This is a genomic window from Pseudomonas sp. UBA6323, assembly GCF_002439135.1.
Lineage (GTDB): Bacteria > Pseudomonadota > Gammaproteobacteria > Pseudomonadales > Pseudomonadaceae > Aquipseudomonas.
Genome location: NZ_DJSX01000039.1, coordinates 17,914 through 34,242, shown reverse-complemented (window position 1 = coordinate 34,242; position 16,329 = coordinate 17,914). Strand labels below are relative to the sequence as shown.

The window sequence follows — 16,329 nt, the reverse complement described above, 5'->3', positions numbered from 1 at the left end:
ACAATGGTCGGGAATGATAGCAGAACCGACCTTTGCTGAACACCAATCACCCATATACTCCTGATAAATTCCATCAATCAGCCTGGCGACGCAGGAAAGCCGGAATATCCAGGTAATCCATATCGTCCTGGGTATTGAGCTTGGCTGCAGTGGCCGCGCCGCTGTGGCTCTGACGCTGTACGGTCGGACGCTCGTAGTCCTTGTAGTTGACCGATTGCTCGCTACGCGGCTGCGCGGCGGGCTGCTGGGCGACCGGCTGGCTGACGGCGACCTGCACGGTGTTATCGACCACCTTGACCGGTTTTTCCATGCGCGCACCAAGGCCGGTGGCGACCACGGTAACGTGCAGCTCATCACGCATGTCGGCATCGATCACGGTGCCAACCTTGACGGTGGCCTGCTCGGAAGCGAACTGCTCGATGATGCTACCCACGTCGGAGTACTCGCCCAAGGACAGGTCAGGACCGGCAGTGATATTCACCAGGATGCCGCGGGCGCCCTGCAGATTGACGTCTTCCAGCAGCGGGTTGCGGATGGCCGCTTCGGTGGCTTCACGCGCACGGTTCGGACCGCTGGCGCAGCCAGTGCCCATCATGGCCATGCCCATTTCACTCATCACGGTCTTCACGTCGGCGAAGTCGACGTTGATCATGCCCGGACGCTTGATGATGTCGGAGATACCGCGCACGGCACCGGCCAGCACGTCGTCAGCCTTGGCGAAGGCGGACAGCAGGCTGGCATCCTTGCCGAGGATGGTCAGCAGTTTTTCGTTGGGGATGGTGATCAGCGAGTCGACGCTCTCGGCCAGCGCACGGATGCCTTCATCGGCGATGACCATGCGCTTCTTGCCTTCGAACGGGAACGGACGGGTAACCACGGCCACGGTGAGAATGCCCAGCTCCTTGGCCACTTCAGCGATGACCGGCGCGGCGCCGGTACCGGTACCACCACCCATGCCGGTGGTGATGAACACCATATCGGTGCCGGAAAGTACTTCGGCGATGCGCTCGCGATCTTCCAGCGCGGCCTGACGACCGACTTCCGGATTGGCGCCAGCACCCAGGCCCTTGGTCACGCCCGGGCCGAGCTGCAGAACGGTGCGCGCACCGATGTTCTTCAGCGCCTGCGCATCGGTGTTGGCGCAGATGAACTCGACGCCCTCAATGTTGCTGACAGCCATGTGATTGACCGCGTTACCGCCGCCACCACCGACACCGATGACTTTGATCACCGCGCTTTGTGGAATGTTGTCTACTAGTTCGAACATGATCCCTCTCCTTCCTTTCTAGTTGTGTAACGCCTACTGCAAAATTTAGAAATTGCCTTGCACCCAACGCTTGATGCGTTCGAGTACCGGGGTTTTGCTCTCGTCCTGATAAGGACTGCCCACCGACATGGAAATGCCGTCGTTCTGCTTCTGCAGCCCGTACATCAGCAAGCCCACACCGGTGGAATAAATCGGGTTGCGCACGACATCGGCCATGCCCTTGACGCTGTGCGGCACGCCGAGGCGTACCGGCATGTGGAAGATTTCCTCGGCCAGTTCCACCGCGCCTTCCATCTTTGCCGTACCGCCGGTCATGACGATGCCGGCGGGAATCAGGTCTTCGTAGCCACTGCGACGCAGCTCGGCCTGAACCAGGGTGAACAGCTCGTCGTAACGCGGCTCGACCACTTCGGCCAGGGACTGGCGCGACAGGTCGCGCGGCGGACGATCGCCGACGCTCGGCACCTTGATGGTCTCGCCGGCACCAGCCAGCTTGGCCAGGGCGCAGGCGTAGCGGATCTTGATCTCCTCGGCGTACTGGGTCGGCGTACGCAGGGCCATCGCGATGTCGTTGGTCACCTGATCACCGGCGATCGGGATCACCGCGGTATGGCGAATCGCGCCCTCGGTGAAGATGGCGATATCGGTGGTGCCACCACCGATGTCCACCAGGCACACGCCCAGCTCCTTCTCGTCCTCGGTCAGTACCGAATAAGCGGATGCAAGCTGCTCGAGAATGATGTCGTCGACTTCCAGGCCGCAACGGCGCACGCACTTCTCGATGTTCTGTGCGGCATTAACGGCGCAGGTAACCACGTGCACCTTAGCCTCCAGACGCACGCCGGACATGCCCAGCGGCTCGCGCACGCCTTCCTGATTATCGATCACGTAATCCTGCGCCAGGGTGTGCAATACCCGCTGGTCCGCCGGGATGGCCACGGCCTGTGCAGCGTCGAGCACGCGCTCGATATCGGCCGGGCTCACTTCTCGATCGCGGATGGCGACGATGCCGTGGCTGTTGAGGCTGCGGATATGATTGCCGGCCACGCCGACGAACGCCGAATGGATGCGGCAACCGGCCATCAGCTGCGCCTCTTCCACGGCGCGCTGAATCGAGGCCACGGTGGACTCGATATTGACCACCACGCCTTTCTTCAGCCCGCGCGACGGATGGGTGCCGATGCCGACGATTTCCAGCTGGCCGTCGGCCGTCACCTCGCCCACCAGCGCCACCACNNCACCTTGGAGGTGCCGATGTCCAGGCCAACGATCATCTTGCCGCTCTGCGCGCTACTCATTTAGTCCTGCCTCTTCTCAATTCACTTTCTGCTCGGCCGCAGCCGGCTCCACCGGCTCACGCCAGGCCACGGCCAAACCGTTGGCATAACGCAGGTCGATGCGCGCGATGTTCGCGCTCTGTTCTTTCAGTTCCCGCTCATAGATGGCGGCGAACCGACGCATTTTTTCCACCACGTGATCACGCCCCAACAGGATGTCGATACGCTGGCCGCTGGCATTCTCGGTGGCCGAGAGGAACCAGCTGCCACGTTCACGCAGTTGCAGCCCGACCACGGTGAAGCCCATCGGCCGCAGCAGTTGGCTAAGCATCTGATACTGCTGCATCACCTTCGGTTGCGCGCGCTTGGGGCCGGAAAGCTGTGGCAGGTGCTGGTAGTTGTCCAGCTCCTGCGGCGCGAACGCCTGGCCCTGGTTGTTGAGCAGCGCCTCGTCACCCCAACGAGCGATGGGCAGTTGTTCTTCCAGGCGCACGTCGATCTGATCCGGCCAGACGCGACGCACTTCGGCGTGGGCTATCCAGGGCATGCGCTCCAGTTCCTCGCGCATGCCGCGCAGGTCGGCGCTGAAGAAGCTCGCCTCGATGAATGGCGCGATCCTCCGCTGTACCGCCTGCTGGCTGACGTAAGCCAGATCACCCTGCACGCTGATGCGCGCGATCGGGCGGTCGGCGTATGGCAGCAGACGCTGCGCACCTTCGTAGGCGCCAAAGCCCAAACCGACCAGCAGCAGCGGCCAGAGCACACGCCCGACCCAGGAGAAATCCGGTTTGGGCATGCGCAGGCGCATCGGCTCTTTGGCCACCAGACGGCTGGCGCCACGCGGCGCGGGCTTACCGCGCAGCGGAGCCCTCAGCGTGTCCTGGTGACGCAAAGCCACTGTCATGACTTAACCCCTCGCCTCGACGCTGTCGGCCAGAATCGCCAGCACCAGTTGCTGGAAATCCAGGCCCGCAGCGCGTGCGGCCATCGGCACCAGGCTGTGATCGGTCATGCCCGGTACGGTGTTCACTTCCAGCAACCAGAACTGGCCGCTGGCGTCCTGCATCACGTCGGCGCGCGCCCAGCCCTGAGTGCCCACGGCCTCGCAGGCGCGTGCGGTGAGCGCTTTCAGCTCGGCTTCCTTGTCGGCGGACAGGCCGCAAGGAATGCGGTACTGGGTGTCATCGGCCAGGTACTTGGCGTCGTAGTCGTAGAAGGTGTGCGGGGTGCCGAGCCCAATGGGCGGCAGCACTTCACCACGCAACACGGCGATGGTGTACTCGGGGCCGGCGATCCACTGTTCGACCAGCACCTGGCTGTCGTAACGAGCGGCGTCCTGCCAGGCAGCGATCAACGCCTCCAGGCTTTCCACCTTGGCCATGCCGATGCTCGAGCCCTCATGGGCCGGTTTGACGATCAGCGGGAAGCCCAGCTCTGCCGCGGCGGCTTCGCAATCGGCCTGCGAGGTCAGCACGGCGTGACGCGGCGTCGGCAGGCCGAGGCTGTGCCAGACCTGCTTGGTGCGCAGCTTATCCATGGCCAGCGCCGAAGCGAGGATGCCGCTACCGGTGTAGGGAATGCCGGCGCATTCGAGCAGGCCCTGCATGGAGCCGTCCTCACCACCGCGGCCGTGCAGCACGATGAACGCGCGGTCGATCTTCTCGCTGTTCAAACGAGCCAGGAAATCATCACCCACATCGATGCCGAAGGCGTCCACGCCAGCCGTCTGCAGGGCGCTGAGCACCGCATTACCGGATTTCAGCGACACCTCGCGCTCGGCGCTCTTGCCGCCGAACAGCACGGCGACGCGGCCGAACGCCTTGGGATCGAGGGTATTGTGCAAACTCATTTCGACTCCCCCACGAACAGTGGGTGCTTGATCAATTGCGGCGCCACCGCGCCGATATCGCCAGCGCCCTGGCACAGCAGAATGTCGCCGGCGCGCAGCAGCGGTCTGAGCAGCGGCGCCAGGTCGGCGCCACGCTCGACGTAGATCGGGTCGAGCTTGCCGCGCTGACGAATGCTGTGGCACAGCTGACGGCTGTCGGCACCTGGAATCGGCTCCTCGCCGGCCGGGTACACCTCAACCAGCAACAGCACGTTGGACTCACCGAGCACCTGCACGAAGTCGTCGTACAGATCGCGGGTACGGCTGTAACGATGCGGCTGGTAGACCATGACCAGGCGACGCTCCGGCCAGCCGCCGCGTACGGCCTTGATCACCGCGGCCACTTCACGCGGGTGATGACCGTAGTCGTCCACCAGCATCACGCTGCCGCCATCCACCGGCAGTTCGCCGTAGACCTGGAAGCGCCGGCCGACGCCCTGGAAGCCGGACAGACCGCTGACGATGGCGGCATCGTCGATGCCTTCGTCGCTGGCGATGGCGATGGTCGCCAGTGCATTGAGCACATTGTGATTGCCCGGCATGTTCACCGACACGTCGAGCGGCTCGCAGTCCGGGCGCAGCACGGTGAAATAGGTGCGCATGCCTTGCTGGCGTACGTTGATCGCACGTATATCAGCATCTTCGGAGAAGCCGTAGGTCACGGTCGGGCGACCAACCTGCGGCAGCAGCTCGCGCACCACCGGGTCGTCCACGCAGAGCACGGCCAGGCCGTAGAACGGCAGGTTGTGCAGGAACTCGACGAAGGTCTTCTTCAGCCTGTTGAAGTCTCCGCCATAGGTGCTCATGTGGTCGGCGTCGATGTTGGTGACCACCGAAACCATCGGCTGCAGATGCAGGAAACTGGCGTCGCTCTCGTCCGCTTCTGCGATCAGGAAGCGGCTGGAGCCGAGCTGAGCATTGGTGCCGGCCGCATTCAGGCGGCCACCGATGACGAAGGTCGGGTCCAGGCCGCCAGCAGCGAATACCGAAGCCAGCAGGCTGGTAGTAGTGGTCTTGCCGTGGGTGCCGGCGACGGCGATGCCGTGACGGTAGCGCATCAGCTCGGCGAGCATCTCGGCACGCGGCACCACCGGAATACGACGCTCCAGCGCAGTGGCGACCTCCGGGTTGCTGGTGTTGACGGCGCTGGATACCACCAGCACATCGGCTTGCTCGGCGTTTTCCGCGCGGTGACCGATGAATATGGTCGCCCCGAAGTTTTCCAGGCGCTCGGTCACGGCCGAGGCCTTGAGGTCCGAGCCGGACACTTCGTAACCCAGGTTCAGCAGCACCTCGGCGATACCGCACATGCCCACACCGCCGATACCGACGAAGTGGATGCGACGGATACGACGCATGCGCCGCACTTCAGCCTTGACCGCAGCAGGCGACTTAGCCACGCATCACCTCCTGGCAGATGTCGACCACCGTGCGGGTTGCATCGGGCTTGGCCAGGCGACGCGCGGTGGCGCCCATGACATTGAGTTTTTCCAGGTGCATCAGAACCTCGGTGAGCTGCGCGGCAAGCGTGTCCGCGTCAGTGGCATGTTGCGCAAGAAGGACAGCTGCGCCCTCCTTCGCCAGGTATTCGGCATTGCGGGACTGGTGGTCGTCGATGGCGTGCGGCAGCGGCACCAGAAACGACGGCAGACCTGCGGCGGCCAGCTCGCTGACTGTCAGTGCGCCAGCGCGGCAAACCACCAGATCAGCCCAACCGTAGGCGCGAGCCATGTCTTTGATGAAGGGCGCGACCTCGGCTTCGACCGCAGCATCGCGATAACGCTCCGCAGTGATTTCGGCATGTTGTTTACCGGCCTGGTGGAACACCTGCGGACGAACGTCAGCGGCAATTTTCCCCAGCGCGGCCGGCAACAGTTTGTTCAGTGGCTCGGCCCCCAGGCTACCGCCGAGGACCAGCAATTTCGGCTTGCGACCAACCAGCGGCTCGCGCGGCGTTTCCAGGAACAGCTCTTCACGCACCGGATTACCGGTGGTGCGCCGCTTGTCGGATGCGCCGAAGGTATTCGGGAAGGCTTCGCAGATGCGCGTGGCGATACGCGACAGCAGGCGGTTGGCGGTACCGGCCACGGCGTTCTGCTCGTGGATCACCAGCGGCACGCCGGCCATACGCGCAGCCAGACCACCCGGGCCGGTGACATAGCCGCCCATGCCCAGCACGCATACCGGCTGCAGCTCGCGCACGATGCGGCGCGCCTGCAGCAGCGAGCGCAGCAGTTGGAACGGCGCCTTGAGCAGGGACAGCTTGCTCTTGCCACGCAGACCGCTGACGTTGATCAGGTGCAGCGGCAAGCCAGCTTGCGGCACCAGTTCGTTCTCGATACCACGCGGCGTACCCAGCCAGTGCACACTGTAGCCGCGGGTCTGGAACTCACGCGCGCAGGCCAGCGCCGGGAACACGTGGCCGCCGGTGCCGCCAGCCATGATCAAGACATTACCGCGCATGGGCGACCTCCTTGTTCGGCTCGGCGAAATCCTCTTCGCTGAACTCGATATCCTCGTTGCCCAGCACGTTGCGCGCCTCCCATTCGATACGCAGCAGGATCGCCAGGCTGACGCAACAGATCACCAGCGACGAGCCGCCGTAGCTGAGGAACGGGAGGGTCAGGCCCTTGGTCGGCAGCAGACCGGTGTTCACCCCGATATTGATCAGGAACTGGCCGATCCACAGGAAGGACAGGCCGTAGGCCACATAGGCGGAGAAGAACTGCTTGGCCTTCTCCGCCCACAAACCGATATACAGGCCGCGCACGCAGACGAAGACGAACAGTGCCAGGGTCGCCAGCGCGCCGACAAAGCCCAGCTCCTCGGCCAGTACCGAGAAGACGAAGTCTGTATGCGCTTCCGGCAGGTAGAACTGCTTCTGGATGCTGTTGCCCAGGCCCACGCCGAACCATTCACCACGGCCGAAGGCGATCAGCGCCTGGGTCAGCTGGTAGCCCGAGCCATACTGATCCGCCCAGGGGTCGGTAAAGGTGATCAGACGCTGCAGGCGATATTCCTGGGTCTGCACCAGGACGAAAACGGCGCCGACCGCCAGAGCCACCATCAGGCCGAAGCGCAGCATGCCGACGCCGCCGAGAAACAGCATGGCCATGGCCGAGCCCATCATCACTACGGTGGCACCGAAGTCCGGCTCCAGCAGCAGCAGGCCGGCCATCGGCAACAGCACCACGAACGGCTTGAAGAAGCCCATCCAGCTTTCGCGCACTTCTTCCTGGCGACGCACCAGATAGCCGGCCAGGTAGACCACGACGAAGACCTTGGCGATTTCCGATGGCTGCACGTTGAAGGCGCCGAAGCCAATCCAGCGCCGCGCACCGTTGACCTCTCGGCCGATTCCGGGGATCAGCACCAACACCAGCAAACCGAACGCGGCCAGCAGCAGCATCCAGCCATAGCGCTGCCAGAAGCTCATCGGAATCATCAGCACGATGCCGGCTGCGCCGAGACCGATGACCAGATAAACCAGGTGGCGAATCATGTGATACAGCGGGTTGCCGGACAGCGCCGCCGCCACTTCCGACGAAGCCGAGGTGATCATCACCAGGCCCAGGCCGAGCAGGCCGAGGCAGCCAGCCAGCATCGGGAAGTCGACATCGAAGCCGCGTCCCAGCAGCGGCGAAGGGCGAACGCGCAGGAAGGCCAGCATCAGGACAGCCCTCCCACGGCCTGGGCGAACAGGCGTCCGCGCTCTTCGAAGTTCTTGAACATGTCCAGGCTGGCGCAAGCTGGCGACAACAGCACGGCATCGCCAGCCTCGGCCAGTTCGCTGCAGCGCTGCACGGCTTCATCGAGTGTTGCCACCCGCACCAGCGGCGCAGCATCGCCCAATGCCCCGGCCAGGCGCTCGGCATCACGCCCCAGCAGCACAACGGCGCGGCAGAGGCGCGCAACCGGCGCCTTCAGTGCGGAGAAATCTGCACCCTTGCCGTCGCCACCTGCGATCAGCACCAGCTTGCCGGCGATATCCGCGCCGAGGCCTTCGATGGCCGCCAGTGCAGCACCGACATTGGTGGCCTTGGAGTCGTCGTAGTAGTTCACCCCGGCGCGCTCACCGACCCATTGGCAGCGGTGCGGCAAACCGGCGAACTGACGCAACGTGGCGAGCATCGCCTCCATCGGCAGGCCGACGGCGTGACCGAGCGCCAGGGCTGCCAGGGCGTTGGACTGGTTGTGTGCGCCGCGAATCTTCAATTCGCTCACCGGCAGCAGCGCCTCGAAACGAAACGCCAGGCATTTTTCGCCGCTCTCTTCGAGCAGGCCGAAGCGCTTGAAGTCCGGCTTACCCAGGCCGAATTCCCAGCTGGTCACCTGGTCGGCGATCAGCGGACGCGACAGCGCGTCGTCACGGTTGATCACCACCTGACGAGCGCCACGGAAGATCCGGTGCTTGGCCAGGTGATAAGCCGGCAGGCCGCTGTAGCGGTCCATGTGGTCTTCGCTGATGTTCAGGCAGGTGGCTACTTCGGCATTGAGCTGATCGGTGGTTTCCAACTGGAAGCTGGACAGCTCCAGCACGTACAGCTCGACGTCATCGGCCAGCAGGTCCAGCGCCGGCGTGCCGAGGTTGCCGCCTACGGCCACGCGCTTACCGGCGGCAGTCGCCATTTCGCCCACCAGGGTGGTGACGGTGCTCTTGGCGTTGGAGCCGGTGATGGCGATGATCGGCGCCTTGGCATGACGCGCGAACAGGTCGATGTCGCCGGACAGTTTCACCCCACGCACAGCGGCTTCGGCCAATGCCGGCGTGGCCACGGCCAGGCCCGGGCTCACGTACAGCTCCGAGGCGCGGCAGAGGAAATCCACATCCAGCTCGCCGCAGCGTACTTCCACCTGCGGGTAATCGCGCTTGAGCGTTTCCAGCTCCGGCGGGTTCGCGCGCGTGTCGGCCACGGCAAAGCGCACGCCCTGCTGCGCCAGGAAGCGCACCAGGGACATGCCGCTCTTGCCGAGGCCGACAATGATGCGGAACTGGTCGGAAGCGATCAACGACACGCTCAATTACCTCAGTTTCAGGGTGGCAAGGCCGATCAGCACGAGAATCACGGTGATGATCCAGAAACGGACGATCACGCGTGGCTCGGGCCAGCCCTTGAGTTCGAAATGGTGATGGATCGGCGCCATGCGGAACACGCGCTTGCCGGTCAACTTGAAGCTGGCGACCTGGATGATCACCGACAGGGTTTCCATGACGAAAACGCCGCCCATGATGAACAGCACCACTTCCTGGCGCACGATCACGGCGATGGTGCCCAGTGCGGCGCCCAGCGCCAGCGCGCCGACGTCGCCCATGAACACCTGCGCCGGGTAGGTGTTGAACCACAGAAAGCCCAGACCGGCGCCAACCAGCGCGGCGCAGAACACGATCAGCTCACCGGCGCCCGGCACGTAGGGGATCAGCAGGTACTCGGAGAAATTCACGTTGCCCGACAGGTAGCAGAAGATACCCAGGGCGCCGCCAACCATCACGGTGGGCAGAATGGCCAGGCCATCGAGGCCGTCGGTAAGGTTCACCGCGTTGCTCGAGCCAACGATGACGAAGTAGGTCAGCACCACGAAACCGATGCCCAGCGGAATGCTGACGTCTTTCAGCAGCGGCAGGATCAGCGTGGTTTCTACCGGATTCTGCGCGGTCATATAAAGGAAGAAGGCAGCGCCCAGGCCGAACACCGACTGCCAGAAGTACTTCCAGCGACTCGGCAGGCCGCGCGAGTTCTTCTCGATCACCTTGCGGTAGTCATCGACCCAGCCGATGGCGCCGAACGCCAGGGTAACGGCCAGCACCACCCACACGTAGCGGTTGGACAGGTCGGCCCAGAGCAGCGTGCTGACGGCGATGGCGGTGAGGATCAGCGCGCCGCCCATGGTCGGCGTGCCTTTCTTCGACAGGTGCGATTGCGGGCCGTCGTTGCGCACGGCCTGGCCGATCTGACGCACCTGCAGGGTGCGGATCATCCACGGGCCAAGCCACAGCGACAGCGCCAGGGCGGTGAGCACGCCGAGGATGCCGCGCAGGGTCAGGTACTGAAAGACCGCGAAGCCCTTGTAAAACTGTTGCAGGTACTCTGCCAGCAGCAGCAGCATTTAGTGACTCTCCCCAGATACAGATATGCCACACAGCGCCGCCACGACCTTGTCCATGGCTGCGCTGCGTGAACCCTTGATTAGTAGTGTGCTGCCGGCCTGCTCGGCGTGAAGCGCTTCGATCAGCTCGGCTTGTTCGACGAAGTGGCGGCCTTTTGAGCCGAACTCCTCGACAGCAAAACGCATCAGCGGGCCGACGGCATACAGCGCATCGATCTTGCCCGCGGCATGGCGGCCGACATCGCGATGACCCTGTTCGGCCCATTCGCCCAGCTCGCCCATGTCTCCCAGCACCAGGACGGTGCGACCGGAGAAGCCGGCGAGTATATCCACCGCCGCGCACATAGACACGGGGTTGGCGTTGTAACTGTCATCGATAACCCGAACGCCGTTCGGCGCCAGCTGCGCTACGGCGCGGCCCTTGACCGGCTGCAGATTTTCCAGCCCCTGAACCATGGCGACCAACGGCATGCCAAGGGCATGAGCCGCGGCGCAGGCAGCCAGTGCATTGGCCACGTTGTGCTCGCCCAGCAGGTTGAGTTGAATAGGCGCGCTGCCAAGCGGGCTGCGCAGAGTGAAGCCCTGGCAACCACGCTCGTCGCGGGCCAGGTCGCTGCCGTGGAAGTCGGCGCGGGTATCGCGCAGCGCGAAGCTGCATACCTGGCGGCCAGCCGCGCGGCGCTGCCAGGTGATAAAGGCCTTGTCATCCAGGTTGAGCACGGCCACGCCATCGTTCGGCAGGCCCTCGAGAATCTCGCCCTTGGCCTCGACGATCTTTTCCGGACCGCCGAACTCGCCGACATGGGCATTGCCGGCATTGGTGATGATCGCCACCTGCGGCCGGGTCAGGCTGACGGTGTAGGCGATCTCGCCGACATGGTTGGCGCCGAGTTCGATCACGCCGGCGCGATGCTCCGGTGCCAACTCCAACAGGGTCAGCGGTGCGCCAAGATCGTTGTTGAGGTTGCCACGGGTGGCCAGCACCGCGCCGTTCAGGCCGGCGCGCAGAATGGACGCGAGCATCTCCTTGACGCTGGTCTTACCACTGGAGCCGGTAACAGCCGCCAGCGGGCCGGTGAAGGCCTGGCGATTCAGCGCGCCCAGCTGACCAAGCGCCATGCGGGTATCTGCCACCAGCAACTGCGGCAGCGGTGCTCCCTCCACTTCACGCTCGACCAGTGCAGCAACTGCGCCCTTCGCGGCGACTTCGGCCAGGTAGTCGTGGCCGTCGAAACGCGGCCCGGTCAGCGCCACGAACAACTGGCCAGCGGTGATGGTGCGGCTGTCGGTGCCCACGGCGGAAAACGCGACATCGGCGCCAATCACGCTCGCATTCAGGTCCGCGGCGACTTCGCTGAGCAGCCAGGGCTTAAGCATGAGCCGCCTCCCAGGCCGCCAGGGCCTTGTTCGCTTCGATCAGGTCGGAGAACGGCTGACGCACACCCATGATTTCCTGGTAATCCTCGTGACCCTTGCCTGCCAGCACCAGCACGTCGGCAGCCTCGGCCTGGGCGATCAGACGCGCAATGGCATCGCCACGACCGTGAATGAACTGCACCTGTTCCGGTGCTGCGAAGCCCGCGCGGATATCGGCAACGATCTGCGCCGGCTCTTCGGTGCGCGGATTGTCATCGGTCACCCACACCGCATCAGCCAGGCGCTCGGCGACGGCGGCCATCAACGGACGCTTGCCACTATCGCGATCGCCGCCACAGCCAAACAGACAAACCAGACGCCCTTCCACATGCGGGCGCATGGCTTCGAGGACTTTCTCCAGGGCATCGGGGGTGTGCGCGTAATCGACCACTACCAGCGGCTTGTCGCCACCGCCCAGGCGCTGCATGCGACCAGCCGGACCCTGCAGCTGCGGCAGCACCCTGAGAATCTCATCGAGTGCGAAATCCAGCCCCAGTAGCGCACCGACCACGGCCAGCAGATTGCTGAGGTTGAAACGACCGAGCAGGTTGCTGCGCAGCACGCCCTCGCCACGCGGCGTGACCAGGCGCGCGCGCACGCCGTGATCATCGAAGTGCGCTTCGCTGCAATAAAGAAAGGCGCCAGCATCGTTCAGGCTGTAGCCGATCAGGCGCGACTCGTGCGTTTGCGCCGCCAGCTCACGGCCGAAGGCGTCATCAAGGTTGATCACCCGGCAACGCAGATTTGGCCAGGCGAACAACTTGGCCTTGGCTGCGCCATAAGCCTCCATGCTGCCGTGGTAATCGAGGTGATCACGCGATAGGTTGGTGAACACCGCAACGTCGAACTCCAGCGCGGCGACACGGCCCTGGTCCAGGCCATGGGAAGACACTTCCATGGCCACGGCGCGGGCACCGGCTTGCTTGAGCGACGCGAGAGTGGCCTGCACGCCGACCGGATCGGGCGTTGTGTGCTTACCCTGCTCCAGCGCGCCATGGAAACCATTGCCCAAAGTACCAACGATGCCGCAGGGTTGGCCGAGCAGATCCAGCGCCTGCGCCAGCAACTGGCTGACACTGGTCTTGCCGTTGGTCCCGGTAATGCCGACCAGATACAGGGCACGGCTCGGCTCACCGTAGAAGCGCCCGGCGATGGCCGAAAGCTGTTTGGCGAGACCTTTTACCGGGATCAGCACGGTGCTATCGGCGTGCAGGGCGGGGGCGCCTTCTGCCTCGAAGGCGACGGCGGCTGCGCCACGCGCGATGGCATCGGCGATATGCACGCGACCATCCTGCTGGGTACCCTGCACGGCCAGGAACAGATCACCCGGACGCACCTTGCGGCTATCCAGAGTCAGTTCACGAATCAGCGCGCTGCTCTCGGCAGCCGGCAGAAACTGGTTGAGTGGCATGGGCATCAGTTACGCCCTCCCTGGCCAGCGGCCGCCATCTTCTGCTCGGGGGACGGCAGGTTGTCCGGCGCAATATTCATCAAACGCAGCGAGCCAGCCATCACCCGGCTGAACACCGGTGCAGAGATCAGGCCGCCGTAATAGGCGCCCTTGCCGGGCTCGTCGATCACCACGACCAGCGCAATGCGCGGGTCCTGTGCCGGGGCGAAGCCCGCGAACAGGGAGCGATAGGAGTTGGTCTGATAGCCCTTGGCTCCGGCGTTGGTCTTGCGCGCCGTGCCGCTCTTGCCAGCGACGTGGTAGCCCGGCACCTGAGCGCGGAACACACCACGCGGCGCCTCGACCACCTGCTGCAACATGCCCTGCAGGGTCTTGGCCACCTCAGGCGGCACCACCTGCAATGCGCTCGGCTTGCTGTCCACACGAATCATCGACAGCGGCGTCATGCTGCCGCCATTGGCCAGTGCTGCATAGGCATGCGCCAGCTGCACGGCGGTCACCGACAGGCCATAGCCGTAGGATAACGTGGCCGTTTCCGCCTGACGCCACTGACGGTGATTGGGTAGATTGCCGACCCGCTCACCTGGGAAACCCAGGCCGGTGTCACGGCCGAAGCCGAGGTTGCTCAGTACCTGATGGATGTTCTCTCCGCCTACGTCGAAGGCGATCTTGCTCATGCCAACGTTACTGGAGTTGATCAGGATGCCGGTCAGGTCCAGCGCCGGACCTTGCGTACGGGAAACGTCGCGAATGCTGTAACGACCGATCTGCAGGGTGCCATTGCCGACCTGGACGATATCGCTGGGCTTCCAGCGGCCGGACTCCAGGGCAGCGGCCATCGACAGCGGCTTGATGGTAGAACCGGGTTCGAACACATCGATCATGGCGCGGTTGCGCATGGCGGCCGGTGTCAGGCTGCGGCGGTTGTTTGGGTTGTAGGTCGGATGGTTAACCATCGCCAGCACTTCGCCGGTTTTCACGTCGACCATGACCAGGCTGCCGGCCTTGGCATCGTTTTCCAGCAACGCATTGCGCAGCTCACGATGGGCCAGGTACTGCAGGCGCAGGTCGATCGACAACGCCAGGGCCTTGCCAGCCTTGGCGTTCTGAGCGACCTGTACATCCTTGATCAGCTTGCCGCGACGGTCCTTGAGCACCTGGCGCTTGCCCGGCACACCGGCCAGCCAGTCCTCGTAGGCCAACTCCATACCCTCGCGACCACGATCGTCGATGTCGGTGAAGCCAACGACATGCGCGGCAACTTCGCCTGCCGGGTAGAAACGGCGGAATTCTTCGATGGCATAGACGCCCGGCACTTTCAGGTCCAGCACGCGCTGACCGTTCTCCGGGGTCAGGCCGCGCACCAGGTACATGAACTCGCGTTCCTTGTTCTGCTCCAGACGCGCGGCGAAGTTGGCCGGGTCCTGACCCAGAGCCGCAGCCAGCGCCGGCCACTGCCCGCGACCAGCTTGCAGTTCCTTGCCGTTCGCCCACAGCGTGGTCACCGGCGTACTGACCGCCAGCGGCTCGCCGTTACGGTCGGTGATCAGGCCGCGGTGTGCAGGAATCGGGATATGCCGAACACTACGGGCATCGCCATGAGCCTTGAGGAAATCATGGTCGAGCACCTGCAGATCGAGCATGCGCCAGGCGATGGCACCGACCATCAGCGCGAGCAGCACCAGCACCAGGCGGAAACGCCAGGGATAGAGTGCGCCTTCGAGACCGATCATGGACGCACCATGCGCACGGCCGCAGGGTCGGGAATGTGCATTTTCAGCTGTTCGCTGGCCAGCGCCTCGATGCGATTGTGCGCAGTCCAGGTGCTTTGCTCGAGAATCAGCCGGCCCCACTCGGCCTGGGTTTTGTCACGCACGCTCAGCTCGCCATACAGCTCGTTGAGCAATACGCGATTCCAGTGCGCGCTGTAGGCCACGGCCACGGCAGAAACCAGAATAGCGACGAACAACAGCAGCATCAGAAAGCTGCCATTGGGCATGGATTTGATCAGCCGGCGGCTCACCGCAACTTCTCCGCGATGCGCATCACCGCGCTGCGCGAGCGCGGGTTGGCCTTGAGTTCGGCTTCGGCGGCATAGACCGGCTTGCCGATCAGCTTCAGACGCGGCTCGAAGGCTTTCGGGATGATCGGCAGGTCGCGCGGCAGCTTGTCCGCTTCGCCCTTGGCCTGGCGTTTCATGAACTGTTTGACGATACGGTCTTCCAGCGAATGGAAGCTGATCACCACCAGACGGCCGCCCACCTCCAGCGTTTCCAGCGCAGCCTCGAGCCCGCGCTCGAGATCGCCGAGCTCGTTGTTGACGTGAATACGGACACCCTGGAAAGCGCGAGTCGCCGGGTTCTTGCCCTTTTCCCAGGCGGGATTGGCATCGGTCAGGACTTTCGCCAAATCAGCGGTGCGGGTGAACGGCTGCTCGGCACGGCGCTGCACCACAGCGCGCGCCATGCGCTTGGCAAAACGCTCCTCGCCATAGTCCTTCATCACGCGGGCGATTTCGTCTTCATCCGCCGTGGCGATCCAGTCAGCGGCACTCACGCCGGCATCCGGGTTCATGCGCATGTCCAGCGGGCCGTCATTAAGAAAGCTGAAGCCGCGCTCCGGATCATCCAGCTGCGGCGATGACACGCCGAGGTCCAGAAGGATGCCGGAGACCTGACCGCGAAGGCCGCGGACAACAGCCTCGTCGCCGAGTTCCGCAAAACTGCGCTGCACAACGACAAAGCGGCCGTCTTCGGCCGCCAATGCTTCCCCGGTGGCTATCGCCAGGGGATCCTTGTCGAACCCCAGTAGCCGCCCTCCCGGCCCGAGCTTCTGCAGGATCAGCCGGCTATGCCCTCCTCGTCCGAAGGTGCCATCCATATAGCAACCATCAGCGCGCACGGCGAGCCCCTCGACGGCTTCGTCGAGCAGCACGGTGATATGGCGGAAGTTGCTGTCGGTCATG

The 16,329-nt window shown here is 64.2% G+C and carries 13 protein-coding genes and 1 pseudogene; all 14 read right to left on the bottom strand.

Translation table 11 applies throughout. From position 1 onward, the window contains the following. Positions 1-73 precede the first annotated feature (73 nt). The 14 genes and pseudogenes from ftsZ to rsmH all read right to left on the bottom strand — a co-directional run bounded on the left by ftsZ (position 74) and on the right by rsmH (position 16,328). Positions 74-1,267: a cell division protein FtsZ gene (gene ftsZ, locus B3P22_RS08650; RefSeq protein WP_296270665.1), complete on the bottom strand. Its 1,194-nt coding sequence runs from the start codon at positions 1,265-1,267 to the stop codon at positions 74-76. A gap of 45 nt (positions 1,268-1,312) precedes the next feature. Then, positions 1,313-2,565: pseudogene (gene ftsA, locus B3P22_RS08645) on the bottom strand (cell division protein FtsA). A 16-nt stretch (positions 2,566-2,581) separates the two neighbouring features. After that, positions 2,582-3,448 (bottom strand): cell division protein FtsQ/DivIB, encoded by an 867-nt coding sequence (locus B3P22_RS08640; protein WP_197857478.1) that lies wholly within the window; start codon positions 3,446-3,448, stop codon positions 2,582-2,584. A gap of 3 nt (positions 3,449-3,451) precedes the next feature. Beyond that, positions 3,452-4,393, bottom strand: a complete 942-nt coding sequence (locus B3P22_RS08635; protein ID WP_296270664.1) for a D-alanine--D-alanine ligase — start codon at positions 4,391-4,393, stop codon at positions 3,452-3,454. Next, positions 4,390-5,790 carry a UDP-N-acetylmuramate--L-alanine ligase gene (murC, locus tag B3P22_RS08630; RefSeq protein ID WP_296270678.1) on the bottom strand — a complete coding sequence of 467 codons (1,401 nt, stop codon included), beginning with the start codon at positions 5,788-5,790 and terminating at the stop codon, positions 4,390-4,392. The genes B3P22_RS08635 and murC overlap by 4 nt, the downstream gene beginning before the upstream one ends. Positions 5,791-5,824: 34 nt before the next feature. Beyond that, on the bottom strand, positions 5,825-6,895 hold the full coding sequence (gene murG, locus B3P22_RS08625) for an undecaprenyldiphospho-muramoylpentapeptide beta-N-acetylglucosaminyltransferase (protein WP_041976974.1): 1,071 nt from the start codon (positions 6,893-6,895) through the stop codon (positions 5,825-5,827). Then, complete coding sequence (ftsW, locus tag B3P22_RS08620; RefSeq protein WP_296270663.1) at positions 6,885-8,102, bottom strand: putative lipid II flippase FtsW; 1,218 nt, start codon at positions 8,100-8,102, stop codon at positions 6,885-6,887. Before ftsW ends, murG begins: the two co-directional genes overlap by 11 nt. After that, positions 8,102-9,448: a UDP-N-acetylmuramoyl-L-alanine--D-glutamate ligase gene (gene murD / locus B3P22_RS08615; RefSeq protein ID WP_296270662.1), complete on the bottom strand. Its 1,347-nt coding sequence runs from the start codon at positions 9,446-9,448 to the stop codon at positions 8,102-8,104. Before murD ends, ftsW begins: the two co-directional genes overlap by 1 nt. 6 nt (positions 9,449-9,454) lie before the next feature. Beyond that, positions 9,455-10,537: a phospho-N-acetylmuramoyl-pentapeptide-transferase gene (mraY, locus tag B3P22_RS08610; RefSeq protein ID WP_197857487.1), complete on the bottom strand. Its 1,083-nt coding sequence runs from the start codon at positions 10,535-10,537 to the stop codon at positions 9,455-9,457. Beyond that, on the bottom strand, positions 10,538-11,914 hold the full coding sequence (locus tag B3P22_RS08605; protein ID WP_296270661.1) for a UDP-N-acetylmuramoyl-tripeptide--D-alanyl-D-alanine ligase: 1,377 nt from the start codon (positions 11,912-11,914) through the stop codon (positions 10,538-10,540). It lies immediately after the preceding gene. Continuing rightward, positions 11,907-13,370 carry a UDP-N-acetylmuramoyl-L-alanyl-D-glutamate--2,6-diaminopimelate ligase gene (locus B3P22_RS08600; RefSeq protein ID WP_296270660.1) on the bottom strand — a complete coding sequence of 488 codons (1,464 nt, stop codon included), beginning with the start codon at positions 13,368-13,370 and terminating at the stop codon, positions 11,907-11,909. The genes B3P22_RS08605 and B3P22_RS08600 overlap by 8 nt, the downstream gene beginning before the upstream one ends. Beyond that, positions 13,370-15,097, bottom strand: a complete 1,728-nt coding sequence (locus tag B3P22_RS08595) for a peptidoglycan D,D-transpeptidase FtsI family protein (protein WP_296270659.1) — start codon at positions 15,095-15,097, stop codon at positions 13,370-13,372. The genes B3P22_RS08600 and B3P22_RS08595 overlap by 1 nt, the downstream gene beginning before the upstream one ends. Further along, positions 15,094-15,387, bottom strand: coding sequence for a cell division protein FtsL (gene ftsL / locus B3P22_RS08590; protein ID WP_092380077.1), 294 nt, complete (start codon positions 15,385-15,387; stop codon positions 15,094-15,096). Before ftsL ends, B3P22_RS08595 begins: the two co-directional genes overlap by 4 nt. Then, positions 15,384-16,328, bottom strand: coding sequence for a 16S rRNA (cytosine(1402)-N(4))-methyltransferase RsmH (gene rsmH / locus B3P22_RS08585; RefSeq protein ID WP_296270658.1), 945 nt, complete (start codon positions 16,326-16,328; stop codon positions 15,384-15,386). Before rsmH ends, ftsL begins: the two co-directional genes overlap by 4 nt. Position 16,329 lies beyond the last annotated feature (1 nt).

What these genes read in the sequence shown, in the direction of transcription:
- mraY (WP_197857487.1), bottom strand. Translation starts at nt 10,537, where the DNA reads ATGCTGCTGCTGCTGGCAGAGTACCTGCAACAGTTTTACAAGGGCTTC.
- ftsW (WP_296270663.1), bottom strand. Translation starts at nt 8,102, where the DNA reads ATGCTGGCCTTCCTGCGCGTTCGCCCTTCGCCGCTGCTGGGACGCGGC.
- murG (WP_041976974.1), bottom strand. Translation starts at nt 6,895, where the DNA reads ATGCGCGGTAATGTCTTGATCATGGCTGGCGGCACCGGCGGCCACGTG.
- B3P22_RS08635 (WP_296270664.1), bottom strand. Translation starts at nt 4,393, where the DNA reads ATGAGTTTGCACAATACCCTCGATCCCAAGGCGTTCGGCCGCGTCGCC.
- B3P22_RS08595 (WP_296270659.1), bottom strand. Translation starts at nt 15,097, where the DNA reads ATGATCGGTCTCGAAGGCGCACTCTATCCCTGGCGTTTCCGCCTGGTG.
- murC (WP_296270678.1), bottom strand. Translation starts at nt 5,790, where the DNA reads ATGCGTCGTATCCGTCGCATCCACTTCGTCGGTATCGGCGGTGTGGGC.
- B3P22_RS08605 (WP_296270661.1), bottom strand. Translation starts at nt 11,914, where the DNA reads ATGCTTAAGCCCTGGCTGCTCAGCGAAGTCGCCGCGGACCTGAATGCG.
- rsmH (WP_296270658.1), bottom strand. Translation starts at nt 16,328, where the DNA reads ATGACCGACAGCAACTTCCGCCATATCACCGTGCTGCTCGACGAAGCC.
- ftsZ (WP_296270665.1), bottom strand. Translation starts at nt 1,267, where the DNA reads ATGTTCGAACTAGTAGACAACATTCCACAAAGCGCGGTGATCAAAGTC.
- B3P22_RS08600 (WP_296270660.1), bottom strand. Translation starts at nt 13,370, where the DNA reads ATGCCCATGCCACTCAACCAGTTTCTGCCGGCTGCCGAGAGCAGCGCG.
- B3P22_RS08640 (WP_197857478.1), bottom strand. Translation starts at nt 3,448, where the DNA reads ATGACAGTGGCTTTGCGTCACCAGGACACGCTGAGGGCTCCGCTGCGC.